The 13598-nt window shown below is 65.1% G+C and carries 9 protein-coding genes; 6 read left to right on the plus strand and 3 right to left on the minus strand.

The window, feature by feature from the left end:
- Positions 1–6 precede the first annotated feature (6 nt).
- From iolD to ACROUL_RS07945, 3 genes are all read right to left on the minus strand, one after another.
- On the minus strand, positions 7–1833 hold the full coding sequence (gene iolD, locus ACROUL_RS07935; RefSeq protein ID WP_431298973.1) for a 3D-(3,5/4)-trihydroxycyclohexane-1,2-dione acylhydrolase (decyclizing): 1827 nt from the start codon (positions 1831–1833) through the stop codon (positions 7–9).
- Positions 1830–3737, minus strand: coding sequence for a bifunctional 5-dehydro-2-deoxygluconokinase/5-dehydro-2-deoxyphosphogluconate aldolase (locus ACROUL_RS07940; RefSeq protein WP_431298974.1), 1908 nt, complete (start codon positions 3735–3737; stop codon positions 1830–1832). Before ACROUL_RS07940 ends, iolD begins: the two co-directional genes overlap by 4 nt.
- A gap of 86 nt (positions 3738–3823) precedes the next feature.
- Positions 3824–4684, minus strand: a complete 861-nt coding sequence (locus tag ACROUL_RS07945) for a MurR/RpiR family transcriptional regulator (protein WP_431298975.1) — start codon at positions 4682–4684, stop codon at positions 3824–3826.
- Positions 4685–5338: 654 nt separating this feature from the next.
- Between ACROUL_RS07945 and ACROUL_RS07950 the strand changes: the two genes are divergently transcribed.
- From ACROUL_RS07950 to ACROUL_RS07975, 6 genes are read left to right on the plus strand one after another with little or no spacing between them, the layout of a single operon-like run.
- A complete protein-coding gene (locus ACROUL_RS07950) occupies positions 5339–6676 on the plus strand; it encodes a nucleotide sugar dehydrogenase (protein WP_431298976.1) in 1338 nt (445 codons plus the stop codon).
- 6 nt (positions 6677–6682) lie between these two features.
- Positions 6683–8143 (plus strand): glycosyltransferase, encoded by a 1461-nt coding sequence (locus ACROUL_RS07955; protein ID WP_431298977.1) that lies wholly within the window; start codon positions 6683–6685, stop codon positions 8141–8143.
- Positions 8144–8168: 25 nt separating this feature from the next.
- Positions 8169–9257: a hypothetical protein gene (locus ACROUL_RS07960; protein WP_431298978.1), complete on the plus strand. Its 1089-nt coding sequence runs from the start codon at positions 8169–8171 to the stop codon at positions 9255–9257.
- Positions 9258–9260: 3 nt separating this feature from the next.
- Positions 9261–10691, plus strand: a complete 1431-nt coding sequence (locus ACROUL_RS07965; protein ID WP_431298979.1) for a mannose-1-phosphate guanylyltransferase — start codon at positions 9261–9263, stop codon at positions 10689–10691.
- Positions 10684–12168, plus strand: coding sequence for a right-handed parallel beta-helix repeat-containing protein (locus ACROUL_RS07970; protein WP_431298980.1), 1485 nt, complete (start codon positions 10684–10686; stop codon positions 12166–12168). Before ACROUL_RS07965 ends, ACROUL_RS07970 begins: the two co-directional genes overlap by 8 nt.
- A complete protein-coding gene (locus ACROUL_RS07975) occupies positions 12168–13589 on the plus strand; it encodes an MBOAT family O-acyltransferase (protein WP_431298981.1) in 1422 nt (473 codons plus the stop codon). The genes ACROUL_RS07970 and ACROUL_RS07975 overlap by 1 nt, the downstream gene beginning before the upstream one ends.
- Positions 13590–13598 lie beyond the last annotated feature (9 nt).

Consider the following 13598-nt stretch of genomic DNA (forward strand, 5'->3'; position numbering starts at 1 on the left):
TTGTCCTCAGTTGAGAAGCCACTGGGCCTTGGTGCCCGCTTCATATGCCTTGCGCGCCTCGGTCACTTCCGTGCGGTCGGAGACTTCTGGAACGGCCACGTCCCACCACGTGCCGCCAGCGCCGGTGCCGGGCATCGGATCGGTGTCGATCACGATGACGGTGGGGATGGTGGCGGTCTTGGCCTTTTGCATCTCGGCTTCCAGTTCCGCGATGGTGGCAACCTTGACGGCGTTTGCCCCCATGGCTCGCGCATGGGCGACGAAATCGAGGTTTGCCTCGTTCACGTGGTAGCTGTCGCGCAGAAGGTTGTTGAAGGGCGCGCCGCCGGTGGCCTGTTGCAGGCGGTTGATGCAGCCGTAGCCCCGGTTGTCGGTCAGGACGACGGTGAAGGGGATGCCCATCATCACCGCCGTTGCCAGTTCGGAGTTGGCCATCATGTAGCTGCCGTCGCCGATCATGCAGATCACGTCGCGGTCGGGGAGGGCCATCTTGATGCCCATCGCGCCCGCGAGTTCATAGCCCATGCAGGAAAACCCGTATTCCATGTGGTAGCCGCCCTGGGCCGCGCGCCACAGGACATGGAGCGCGCCGGGCATGGTACCTGCCGCGCACATGATGAGGGATTGCTTGCCGGCGTTGCGGTCGACCGCACCGATGACTTGCGCGTCGGTGGGAAGTTCGTTGGTTTTGGGCGCGGCGAAGAGGGTGTCGGTGGTGGCGAACCATTTGGTGCGGGCAGCAAAGTCGGGGTCTTGGAAGCGATGTTTGCCCAAGGCGGCGCTGATCTTTTCGAGGGCCACTTTCGCATCGGAAACAAGCGGTTGTGCGGCGCGCTTATGGGCGTCGAAGCCGTGGATGTTGATCGACAGAAGCTTGCGGTTGGGGTTGGAGAATACGGTCCAGGAGCCAGTGGTGAAATCCTGAAACCGGGTGCCGACGCCGATCACAAGGTCGGCTTTCGCGGCGAGATCGTTGCCGCAACCGGTGCCGGTCACGCCGGGGGAGCCGAAGTGGAGGGATTCCTCCCAATCGACCGCGCCCTTGCCGGCCTGGGTTTCGACGAGGGGGATGTTGTGGGTTTTGGCGAAGGTCAGCAGGGTCTGTTCCGCGCCCGAATAAAGCACGCCGCCGCCTGCGACGATCAGTGGGTTTTTGGCGGCGCGGATGGCGGCGACGGCAGCCTCCAGTTCCCGCTGGTCGGGCTCGGGGCGGCGGATGTGCCAGACGCGGGGTTCGAAGAATTCGACCGGGTAGTCGTAGGCTTCGGCTTGGGTGTCCTGGCAGAAGGCGAGGCAGACCGGGCCGCAGTTGGCGGGGTCGGTCATCACGCGAAGCGCGCGGGGGAGGGCGGTCAGGATGTGTTCGGGGCGGCTGATGCGGTCGAAGTAGCGGACCACGGGGCGGAAGCAGTCGTTGGCGGAAACGGTCGCGTCGTCGAAATCCTCGATCTGTTGCAGCACCGGATCGGGCGCGCGGCTGGCGAAGACGTCGCCGGGGATCAGCAGGACGGGCAGGCGGTTGACGTGGGCGAGGGCGGCGGCGGTGACCATGTTGGTCGCGCCGGGGCCGATGGAGGAGGTGACGGCCATCGCGCGGCGGCGGTGGTTCGCCTTGGCATAGGCGATGGCGGCATGGGCCATCGTCTGTTCGTTCTGGCCGCGCCAGGTGGGGATGACGTCGCGGTGGGCGTGCAGCGCCTCGCCCAGACCGGCGACGTTGCCGTGACCGAAGATCGCCCAGACGCCTTCGATGAAACGGTCGCCCTCTGGCGTCATCTGCACGGAAAGCCAGCGGACCATGGCTTGCGCGGCGGTGAGGCGGATCGTGGTCATGTGCGGTCTCCTGCGCTGCGGCGGGCGTCGTCCCAGATGCCACAGAGGCGGCGGAAGTTGGCGGCCATCGTGGCTACGGCGGTGGCGTCGTCGATCTTTCCGGCCATCCAGTCGCGCCCGGTGTCGGCGTGGATCGTGCGGCCCACGGCGAAGCCTTTCACGAGCGGCTGGGCGGCGGCAAGGCGGAAAGCGGAGGCCAGCTCGGCCTCCGACTGGCCGAGGCCGAGGACGACGATGCCTTGGACGTGCGGATCGCGGGCGTTGATCGCGGCGCAGGTGGCATCCCACGCTGCGGCGGTCTGCATCGGTTCAAGCTTCCACCAGTCGGGGTAGATGCCGATGTCGTAAAAGCGGGTGATGAGGCGGGCGGTCGTGTCGTCCGTGACGGGTGCGACCTTGGAGGGAATGACCTCCAAGAGCATTTCCAGACGGTTGCGGCGGCAGGCGTGGAACAGGCGGGTGATCGTCGCCTCTTGTGCGGCCTGCATCTCGGGCTGGTCGTCGGGGTGGCAGAAGCAGAGGACCTTGACGACGTGTTCCAAGGGCCATTCCGAGAGGCCGCCGAAATCGGGGCCAAGCTCGGGTTCGAGGGTGAGGGGGCGGGAGCCGGGCCATTCCACGGGGCGGCCGATCCAGAGGCCTTGACCGGCGGCGCGGTGGAGGGCGGTTTTGCCGAGGCGGTTGTCGCAGAGGATGCCGTAGCCGGGCTGGCCTGCGGCGACGACCTCGGTCGCATCAAGGCACAACTCCTTGAAGTGGGCGATCTTTTCCGGTGTCGCGCCGGGAATTTCCTCGAGCTGGCTGCGGTGGTCGAAGGCGAAGGCGCGGACTTCCGTCCAGTCCTTACGGCGGTTGGTGGACCAGTGAATCTGTTCGAGGGGTTGGTCGTGGCGGAGCGCGGGGGTGGTGACGCCGCGCTTGAGGAAGAACTGCAACTCCTCCCACGAGGGGTAGGCGGGGGTGCAGCCGTGGCGCGAGACCGCGAAGGCACCGCAGGCGTTGGCATATTTGAGGGCGGTCGGCCAAGGTTCGTCATCCATCCAGCCGCGCAACAGGCCGGACATGAAGCCGTCGCCCGCGCCAAGGACGTTGAACACCTCGATCGGGAAACCGGGGCCGGACTGGCCGTCATCAAGGCTGTCGGGCACCGCGCCAGTGAAGGCGACGGCCCCCATCGGGCCGCGCTTGCAGACGAGGGTGGCATTCGACACGGACCGCACGGCGCGAAGGGCGGCGATCGTGTCGGTGGTGCCGCCGGCAATGTGAAACTCTTCCTCGGTGCCGACGATAAGATCGAAGAGGTGGAGGGTCGCTTGCAGTTTCGCGGTGACGGCGGCGCTTTCGATGAAGCGGCTTTCGCCCGCGCCATGCCCCGCCAGACCCCAGAGGTTCGGGCGGTAGTCGATATCAAGCGCAGTGCGTGCGCCGTGCTTGCGGGCAAGGGTCAGCGCCTTCATCACCGCAGCCTCGGTGCGTGGGTTCGACAGATGCGTGCCGGTGGCCACGACCGCGCGGGCATCGGCGATCAGGGCTTCGTCGATGTCATCTTCGCAGAGCGCCATGTCGGCGCAGTTTTCCCGGTAGAAGATCAGCGGGAACTGCTTTTCATCGCGGATGCCGAGGAGGACAAGGGCAGTCAGACGCTCGGGGTCGGTCTTGACGCCGCGCACGTCGACGCCTTCGCGCACCAGTTCCTCGCGGATGAAGCGGCCCATGTGTTCATCGCCAACGCGGGTGATGAGGGCGGAGCGCATGCCGAGGCGGGCGGTTCCGGCGGCCATGTTGGTCGGGCTGCCGCCGATGTATTTCTGGAACGACCCCATGTCTTCAAGCCGGCCGCCGACCTGCGCGCCGTAAAGATCGACCGAGGATCGGCCGATGGTGACCACATCAATGCTTTTCATCTGCTGTCCTGCTGTAAGCCGCGACTCGGGGTGTCGATCCTGATGGAACAAATATTCCAAATTTGCCGATCAGGAAAGAGTGTTCTTCAGCGCCGTGCCGTTCCGACAGCCACCGCAAGGGATATTGCCAAGGCGATAGTCGCAGACAGGGACCGGAACGCCCCGAAATCCACCTCGGTCACGGTCAGCAGGGTGCTGGCGCTGCGCGAGAGCGGGCTTGCGGCGGTATCGGTCAGCCCGACAACCGCCAGACCACCGGCCCGCGCTGCCTCGGCCAAGGCGAGCGTTTCATCGGAATAGGGCGCAAAGCTTATGGCAAGCATCGCGTCGCCGGGCCGCAGCGCAAACCGCTGGTCCAGATGCCCCGCCCCGTGATGCAGTACGGCCGGCACCTCCATCTTGGCAAGCACATAGGCCAGGTAGGACGCCACCGGATAGGCGCGGCGAAACCCGGCGACATGGATTGTGCCGGCGCTTGCAAGGGTTGCAACAGCTTGATCCAGCGCGACATCATCCAGGGATTGCGCCAGCTTTTCCAAGGACATGCGGCTTGCCTCGATAAACTCAGCGACGAGGGCCCTAGGGCCGCCGCTGGGGCCGGACTTCAGGTTTTCCAGCCGCGTCGCATAGTTGGGCCATGCCGGGGAATAGGCATCGCGGAACAGCCGCTGCATGTCGGAATAGCCTGTGAAGCCAAGGAGCTGGCAGAACCTGATCACCGCCGACGGCGGCACATCGGCCCCCGCCGCGATGTCGGCGACGGTCGAGACCGCGATCCGGTCAAGGTTTTGCGCGACATAATCGGCGCATTGCCGCAGCCGCTTTGGCAGCCCCCCGGTCACCGCGATCAGGCGCTCGCGGAAGGCATCCACGGTGGTCGGCTCGGCGGTTTGGGCGGCGGGATGGTCGGTTGGCATGGCGGTCCAGAGGCAAGGTGTGGTCGCCATGATAGAACGAAAATTCCACGAACGGAATCTTTTCCTGTGCTGGGGGCGAAGAAAGCCGGCGTTTGCGGGCACTCCGCGGCGCGGCGCAGCTGTGGTTCGGGGTGCGAGTTTCTTTCCGGATATCCGGGAACAATAGCTCTCACGACCGGTTGAGCGCCCTGTGAACGGCAAGCGAGCTGTTAATCTTCCGTTAATCTACGGAAAAAAAGGTGACCGGGTGAGCATTTACACAACAAATACGCGAGGCGTCCTTTCCTGCGGATGGAAGCGCCCTGAGTGCAATTCCCTGCCCTCGCCGTTTTCAATGAAGGCTTGGAGAAAGCGAATTGGCGAGATTCAGCCGAAACCTTTTGCCGGTACTGATCGGATAAGCCGTCGGTTCGCGCCAAATGCGAAAAATGGGCTTTGTTCCAATGGTTTGACTTGCAATGCCCGACACTGGTCCGGGCATATGGACCGCCTGGCGCATCGTACGGATGGCAAAAGCCGACCCGGCGATCTTTGCAATGGCGCGCTGCGGCCGATGCCGCGGCCTGCATTGGGTTTTTGACAACGAGTGTGACGTTTTTCGAACGGGTCGCCGAAAGGCCATCCGCAAATGTCGGGTCCCGTTTTCAGGGGCGTCCGAAATGGAACAGAATGGAGCAGTTTGGCATGACGAGCATTTCAGTCTTTGGCATCGGTTACGTCGGCGTCGTTTCGGCAGCCTGCCTTGCGCGTGACGGGCACCGTGTCGTTGCGGTGGATATCGAGGCCGCGCGCGTCAGGACGATCAACGAAGGGCGCGCGCCGATCGTGGAAAACGGCCTGCCGGCGCTGATCGAGCGGGCGGTGGCGGACGGGCTTTTGGTCGCGACGCTGGATGCCGAGGATGCGGTGGCAAAGACCGAGGCGAGCCTTGTCTGCGTCGGAACGCCCAGCAATCCCGACGGTTCGGTCGGGCTGGATCATGTGCGGCAGGTTTGCGGCATCATCGGCCGCGCGATTTCCCGCAAGGGCAGCTATCACTCGGTCATCATCCGGTCGACCATCGTGCCCGGAACGATGGAAGGCACCTGCATCCCCGCGCTGGAAGAAGCGTCGGGTCTGAAGGCGGGGGTCGATTTCGGGGTGGGCTATTACCCTGAATTCCTGCGCGAAAGCACCGCGATCGAGGATTACGACAATCCCGGTCTGGTGGTCTTTGGCGCGCTGGATGCGCCGACCTTTGCGCTGTTGAATGCGCTGAACAAGGATGTGCCTTGCGCGGTTCACGAGGTCGACCTGCGCACCGCCGAGATGGTGAAATACACCTCGAACACATGGCGCGCGGTCAAGGTGACCTTTGCCAACGAGATCGGCAACATCGCCAAGGCCTGCGGGTTGGACGGGCAGTTGGTGATGCGGCTGCTGTGTTCGGATGACAAGGTGGCGATGTCGCCCAATTTCATGCGGCCGGGGTTTGCCTTTGGCGGATCGTGCCTGCCCAAAGACGTGCGCGCGCTGCAACAACTGGCGCGGTCGCGTGACGTCGAGGCGCCGCTTCTGGGCGCGGTCTTAAAGGCCAATGACGCGCAGATCGACCGGGCCGCACGCATGGTCGCCGACACCGGCCCACAAGGCGGCACTGGCAGGCATGTCGTCGGGCTGGTCGGGATCAGCTTCAAGCCGGGCACCGACGACCTTCGCGAAAGCCCCTTGGCCGAGCTTGCCTCGCGCCTGATCGCGGGCGGGCATGACGTGCAGGTCTATGACCCGAACGTAGCAACCGGTCACGCCAACGACCCCGAGGGTGTCGGTCGCGGCAACGATGCGGTGCCGGATCTGCGCGACCGCATGGTGCCGTCGATCGACGCGCTGATCGAGGTGGCCGATACAATCGTCGTCGGCAACAGTTACGCCGAGGCGTTGGGGCCGTTGCGCGACGTGCTGCATGACCAGCCGGTGGTCGATCTGACGCGGGTGCAGCCGGGGCTGGTCTCGTCCGGCACCTATCAGGGCATTTGCTGGTAGGCGAAGATGCTGGGTCATATCCTATATCTGGCGACGTTGGGGGTGCTGATCGGCAGCCTGAACGTCGTGACCCTGCATGACGATGCGCAGGGCGCGATCCTTGCGCTGGGGGTGATCGGCCTGTGGCGCTACGCCTGGGCTGCGGTCAATTTCGGACGGGCCGCCTGGTATCAGGCAGTTCGCTATCCGCGGCTGCGGCGCCGTGCGACTGCGGCCTATGCAGGGCGCAAGGCGGCGGCGCACGCCTATTTTCTGGTGACCAGCTACAAGATCGACCCCGACGTGACGACGCGGGTCTACCAGTCGGCCTTTACCGCCGCCGCAGCATCAAAGGGCGGCGCAACGGTGGTCGCCTCGGTCGTCGATGGTGCCGATGTGCGGCTGATCCGGTCGGTCTTTGCTACCATGCGCAGGGATATGTCGGGAGTGCGCCTGATCGTCGATCAGGTGCCGGGAACCGGCAAGCGCGATGCGCTGGCAAAGGCGCTGCGCATCATCAGTCGACAGGCCCCGTCGTGGCGCGACGTCGTGATCTTTGTCGACGGCGACAGCTGCGCGCCCCGCGATATCGTGGCGCGGTCGGCCCCCTTCCTGTGCGACCCCGATGTTGGTGCCGTGACCACCGACGAGGTCGCCGAGATCACAGATACGCCGCTGTTCAGCGACTGGTTCGCGCTGCGCTTCACCCAGCGCCAGATGATGATGTCGTCGATGGCGCTTGGCGGGCGGGTGCTGACCCTGACCGGGCGGCTTTCGGTGTTTCGCGCCGATCTTGCGACCGACCCCGGCTTCATCCGTCAGGTGCAGGCCGATTACCTTGATCATTGGCGGCTTGGACGGGTGGAGTTCCTGACCGGCGATGACAAGTCGACCTGGTTCTGGCTGCTGAAGAACGGCTACCGGATGCTGTATCTGCCCGACGTCCAGTCCGTCTCGATGGAGCGCCAGCCGCTCCCGGGGTTCTTTGCCTCGGCGGTCACGCTGATGGTGCGCTGGTTCGGCAACATGATGCGGACAAACGGCCGGGCCCTGGCCTTGCCCGCCTCGCGGATCGGCTATTTCACCTGGTGGTCGATCATGGATCAGCGGGTGTCGGTGTTCACCACGCTTGCCGGGCCGCTGAGCGTGCTTCTGGCCACGGTTCTGGTGACGCCGTCGATCCTGCCCGCCTACATCGCGTGGGTGATGCTGACGCGCTATGTGTTCTGCGTGGCCCTGTCGCTGTTTCGCGGCGGAGGGTTTCCGATCAGCTATCCGTTCCTGCTGTACTTTGGTCAGATCATGGGCGCGGCGGTCAAAAGCTTCGTCATGTTCCGCCTCGATCGGCAACGCTGGACCCGGCAGACTTCGGCCGCCACGGCACGACCCGCCGCCGCGCGGATCGGCGATTTCGTCTCCTCATACGTTCACCTGCTTACCCTTGGTTGGCTCACCCTTGGGGTGTTGCTGATCTCGGGTCTGGTCTGACCTGCTGCTGGAAAGGCACCCAAACATGGACACTGCCCTCGTCACCAACCCCAGCCGGCCCCCCGTCGCGCTGACCGCCGGAAACGACCACCCTGTCGTCGACATGCCGTTCACAGCCGTCATTGACGGGCGGCATTTCCGGGGCAGGGGCATCTCGCTTGTGGCGGCCTATGTGCTGGGGCTGGTGGATCCCGCGATGCTGAACGCGACGCGGCTGGTGCGGCTGGTGTTCCAGTTCGACGGGTTTTCCGTGGCGCTCGATGTGGATGCCACGTTGCGGCCTTCGGCCAGCAGTTCGGGCGAGGTGGAGCTGATTTTTACCAGGCCGACCGGGCCGCACCTGCCGCAGCTGCGCCATATCCTGAATGCCTTCATCGCCGGCGATCTGGTCGGCCTTGGCCAGACCATCGGCGTGGCCGGCACCGCCGCACCAAAGCGCCCCTCGGCAGCGGCGCCGCGACCGCGCGTCACGTTCCGGCGGATGATCGGCGGGGCGGCGATCGGGCTCTTGTCCATCCTGCTGGTCGCGATTGCGTGGACGCTGGTCTACCAGAAGCTTTACGTCAGCGTGGTGCCAACCCCCGGCGCGGTCGTGTCGACCGGCGAGGTGATGCGCGCCACCGCCACCGGACAGATCGTGTTTCTGGACCTGCAGGCCGCCGAGGGCGAGGTGGCGCTGGCGATCCAGTCGGCTTCGGGCGACGTGCAAAGCCTGCTGATGCCGTGCGACTGCACGGTGACGTCCAAGGGGTTGCGCGAAGGGTCGACGGTCCTGATCGGCGAACCGGTGCTGCAACTGTCGTCAGCGGGCGACCGCTATCTGGTTGCGGCCACCATCCCGTCCGACATGGCCTTTGATCTGGCCGGCGCGGATCAGATCGAACTTGCCTTCCCGGACGGCAGCCGCAGCACCGCGACTGCCGACCTTGGCCGCCCCGCAACCGGCATGTCGGTGGGTGACGGCCAGACGGTGTTTCTTGAACCCGAAACACCGCTGAGTGCCGACCGTTTGGGACAGCCGGTCAAGATCCGCATCCAGCGCGGCGGCGGGTCGCCATCCATGTGGGTTGCCGCGCTGCGCGACAGCCTTGCCGCATTTTTCCAAAGGAATTGAGCCATGCAGAAGATCTATCCACTCGTGTTGTGCGGAGGCATGGGCGCGCGCCTCTGGCCGATGTCGCGGATCGAACAGCCAAAGCAGTTCCAGCCGGTCAACGGCAAAGGCAGCCCGACCTATTTCCAGACCACCGTGCAGCGCCACCGCGGCCCGCTTTACCATAGCCCCATCGTGGTGACCGCAGCCGGGCAGGCCGATCTGGTCAGCCAGCAACTGGTCGAGATCCAGTCCGGCGGGCGCATCATTGCCGAACCCTGCGGCCGCAATACTGGCCCCGCCGTGCTGGCTGCGGCGTTGAGCGTGCTGGCCGATGACCCGGACGCTATGCTTCTGGTGCTGCCGTCCGACCACATGATCTTTGGTGATCTGACCACCCCGATCGCACGCATGGTGCCTGCCGCTGCTGCGGGCCGGATCATCATGTTCGGGATCACGCCCGGCTATGCGGAAACCGGCTATGGCTACATCATCGACGGCGGCGCGGACGCCGATCACGACGGGCTGCACAGCGTTTCGCGGTTCATCGAGAAGCCGCCGGTCGATATCGCGCAACGCCTGATCGACCAGGGCACCGCCTATTGGGCGTCAGGGATCAGCCTCTTCCGCGCCGATGTGATCAGTGATGAGTTCCGACGCCTCGACCCTGCCACCCATGCCGCCGTCAGCGCCGCCGTACAGCTTGGCCACGCAACACCCGGCGGGCTGTTCCTTGACGATGGCGCCTTCCGCGAGGCGCGCAACGAGCCGACCGAGCGTTCGGTGTTTGAAAACAGCCCGCTCGTCTCGCTCGCCCGCCTTGATGTCAAATGGGACGATGTCGGTGCCTGGCCTGCGGTCTACGACGTGGCGCCGAAAACGGCGGCCGGCAACGTGACCAATGGCGATGTGATGGCACTGGACACCACCAATTCACTGATCCGCAGCGACGGGCGGTTGGTGGTGGTGATCGGCATGAAGGACGTGATCGTCGTCGATACCAAGGACGCGCTTCTGGTCACCGACCGCGAACATGCCCAGCACGTCAAACAAGCGGTGGAGCAGTTGAAAGGCGTCAACCGCGCCGAGGTGAACAGCCACCCCTATCGCAGCTATTCGTGGGGCGGGATCGAGGCGCTGGCGTCCGAGGCGGAATACAAGGTGGACATGCTGACCCTGCGTCCGGGTGCGGCGCTGCGGATCAACGGGCGGGGCCGGGGGACACGGTTCCTGTCGGTTCTGGTCGGCGAAGCAAACTGTCTTGGCACCCCGCCCATCGCCGACCGCACCCTTTCGCCGGGCAGCATGTTGACCATCGAAAACGATGCCGAGGTCAGCCTGACCAACACCGCCGACCACGACCTGCGGGCCGTCCTTTTGTCGACCATGCAAGCCGAGGTCGACCAGCCAGAGCGCATGGCCGCCACGCCATTGCGGGTTGTCGCCAATGGCTGATCGCAGGCTGGCCCTTCTGTGCTGCATTGCCCTTGGCGCGCCGTTGCCCTTGCGCGCCGAGGCGATGAGCTTTGCAGACCGCCAGCGCATCGAGGCGCGCGTCGAGGCGCTGGCCGAGTCTGGTGGCAGCCCCGGCGCGGCGGGCAGGATCATGACAGACCTTGGCCTGTCATTGGCGCAGCCAGACGCGGCCCCCCCAGCCTCGGCGGGCTTTGCCCGAGAGGCCGGGGGGGTGATCGAAATGGTCGACATCCGGCTTTTGCTGACGCAAATCGCGGTGCAGTCCGGCGCGCGCGACCATCAGGCGCTGGTCCGCGCGCAGGGAGACCGAGAACACGACGTGATCCTTTTGCGCGGCGGGTTCCTGTCGCTGGACGAGCTGGTCGATCTGGCCAAAGGATCGGCGGCGCAAGACTTTGTCACGCGGTCGGGCGATACCGTGGTCCTGTCGCGGCCCTTGGCAATCTGGTCGGATGCCGGTCTGCATCTGGGGGCCGATGACCGGCTGACGCTTGACCGCCCCAACGGCAGTTTCGTGGCGAACTTCGGCTGGCTGGACCTTGCGGGCGGTTCTGTCACCGGCAGCGATGCGTCGAACCCCGCCGAGCCGGGCTTCCGGCCTTTCGTGATGACGGCAGGGCAGGGTCGGATGACGGCGGTGGACGCCTCGTTTCAGCACCTTGGCTTCGGTGACGCGCCGGTCTTTGGCGGGGTCAGCGTCGTGAACACCGGGCTGCAGGTTCCTAAAGCCGTCTCGTTCGTTGCCACCAGTCGGCTTGAGGATGTGGGAACGCTTGCCTTTGTCGGCACCACCGGGGCCGACGTGGCGGCCAACGCCATTTCGGGCGCATCGGGTACCGCGATCCTGCTGTCACGCGCCGCTGAAAGCCGCATCCGCGCCAACCGCATCGGCCCTAGCGCCGAAGGGCAGGGGATCCGCGTTAGCGCGGGATCGCGCGGCGTGACCCTGTCAGGCAATCGTCTGTCCGGCCTTGCTCGGACCGGCATCGCAATCGACCAGGACAGCCGCGACGTGACTGTTGCCGGCAACACCATCACCGCCGGCCGGACCACCGGCATCGCGCTGCGGCAAGCCAGTTGCGTGACCATCACCGGCAACCTGATCGCGCTGAACGACGGCAGCGGCGTGACGCTGGGTGATACCGGCGGGATATCGGTCAGCGACAACGCGGTCTTGTTCAACGAGGGGTCCGGGTTTCTGGTCCGTGATCAGGACGGCGACGCTGCGGTGGGGCTGACCGGCAATGTGCTGATCGGCAACGCCGCAGGGTTTCGCGGAGCGACGCCCGGCCGCCCCACCATTGCGGGCAACAATCTTGACGGCCAGATGCCCCGCGTCTTTGCCGGCGACCTGTCGCACCTGACCGTCGGCTGGCTGCAAAGCCGCCAGGGCGGTGCGCCCGTGCCGGTTCCGGCCACCACCCCACCCTGCGGCGCTTTGGAAGGAGACGGCTGATGGTCTTTTCGTCGGAAACTTTTCTGTTTCTCTACCTGCCGCTGTTCCTTGCGGTCTACTATCTGACGCCGTTCCGCTTTCGGTCGGTGGTGATCCTGCTCGGGTCGTACATCTTCTACGGCTGGTGGCGGCTGGACTTCCTTGGGTTGCTGTTCCTGACCACGGTCTGGACTTACATCTTCGGCCGCAGGATCGGCGCGGCCACCACTGCGCGCGCGGCCAAGGCCTATCTGGTCATCGGCCTGCTGGGCTGCCTTGGCGTGCTGGCGGTGTTCAAGTACCTCAATTTCTTCATCGACAGTTTCGCGATGCTCTGGGGCACCACGCCGGACGAGCTTGGCGTCCATTGGCGCCTGATACTGCCGATCGGCATTTCGTTCTACGTGTTCCATGCGGTCAGCTATCTTGTCGATGTCTACCGCAAGGACGCCGTTGCCACCGCGCGGTTCTTCGATTTTGCCGCGTTCATCGCGCTGTTTCCGCAGCTGGTAGCAGGGCCGATCCTGCGCTTCAAGGATCTGACCGGCCAGTTCGCCTACCGCGTTCATTCGGTCGACCTGTTCCTGCAGGGTACCACGATCTTTGCCATCGGTCTGGCGAAGAAGGTCTTGCTGGCCGATACCGTCGCGCCGCTGGCCAATCTGGCGTTCGAGACGCCCGATCCGTCGCTGACCCTGTCGTGGCTGGGGTCGGTGGCCTACATGATCCAGCTTTACTTCGACTTTTCGGGCTACAGTGACATGGCGATCGGGCTTGGCCTGATGATCGGCTTTCACTTCCGGCCGAACTTCGACATGCCCTACATCAGCCGCTCGATCACCGAGTTCTGGCGGCGCTGGCACATCAGCCTGTCGGTGTGGCTGCGCGATTACCTGTACATTCCGCTTGGTGGCAACCGGAAAGGCAACGCGCGCACCTACGTCAACCTGATGCTGGTGATGCTTTTGGGCGGGTTGTGGCATGGGGCGAACTGGACGTTCGTGCTGTGGGGGCTGTGGCATGGCGGCTGGCTTGCCTATGAACGGGCGACCGGCAGGGCAAAGGCCGCCGACGTTGCGGGCCTGATCTCGACGCTTCTGGCCGTGCTGATCGGCTGGGTGATGTTCCGTGCCGCCAACGTCACCGAGGCGTTCGAGGTTTATGGCGGGATGCTCGGGCTGAACGGGTTAAGCCCTTCGCCCGACATCGCGCTGGCGATCACCAAGGAAAGCCTGCTGTTCCTGCTGCTTGGCGTCACCGTGGCCGCCTGCGAGCCGTGGCTGAACCGTGTTGCCGCGACCCGGCTGCACCCGACACCCGCCGGTGCCCTGACCATGATGAACGCGGCCGTGCCGTCGGTTCTGGTCATCGCAATGGGCGTCGCGTCGATCATGAAGCTGGCCGAGCAGAGCTTCTCTCCTTTCCTTTATTTCCAGTTCTAGGAGGGGCAG

Source organism: Tabrizicola sp. BL-A-41-H6, assembly GCF_050632395.1.
Taxonomy (GTDB): Bacteria; Pseudomonadota; Alphaproteobacteria; order Rhodobacterales; family Rhodobacteraceae; genus JAUYQR01.

What these genes read in the sequence shown, in the direction of transcription:
- iolD (WP_431298973.1), bottom strand. Translation starts at nt 1,833, where the DNA reads ATGACCACGATCCGCCTCACCGCCGCGCAAGCCATGGTCCGCTGGCTT.
- ACROUL_RS07940 (WP_431298974.1), bottom strand. Translation starts at nt 3,737, where the DNA reads ATGAAAAGCATTGATGTGGTCACCATCGGCCGATCCTCGGTCGATCTT.
- ACROUL_RS07945 (WP_431298975.1), bottom strand. Translation starts at nt 4,684, where the DNA reads ATGGCGACCACACCTTGCCTCTGGACCGCCATGCCAACCGACCATCCC.
- ACROUL_RS07950 (WP_431298976.1), top strand. Translation starts at nt 5,339, where the DNA reads ATGACGAGCATTTCAGTCTTTGGCATCGGTTACGTCGGCGTCGTTTCG.
- ACROUL_RS07955 (WP_431298977.1), top strand. Translation starts at nt 6,683, where the DNA reads ATGCTGGGTCATATCCTATATCTGGCGACGTTGGGGGTGCTGATCGGC.
- ACROUL_RS07960 (WP_431298978.1), top strand. Translation starts at nt 8,169, where the DNA reads ATGGACACTGCCCTCGTCACCAACCCCAGCCGGCCCCCCGTCGCGCTG.
- ACROUL_RS07965 (WP_431298979.1), top strand. Translation starts at nt 9,261, where the DNA reads ATGCAGAAGATCTATCCACTCGTGTTGTGCGGAGGCATGGGCGCGCGC.
- ACROUL_RS07970 (WP_431298980.1), top strand. Translation starts at nt 10,684, where the DNA reads ATGGCTGATCGCAGGCTGGCCCTTCTGTGCTGCATTGCCCTTGGCGCG.
- ACROUL_RS07975 (WP_431298981.1), top strand. Translation starts at nt 12,168, where the DNA reads ATGGTCTTTTCGTCGGAAACTTTTCTGTTTCTCTACCTGCCGCTGTTC.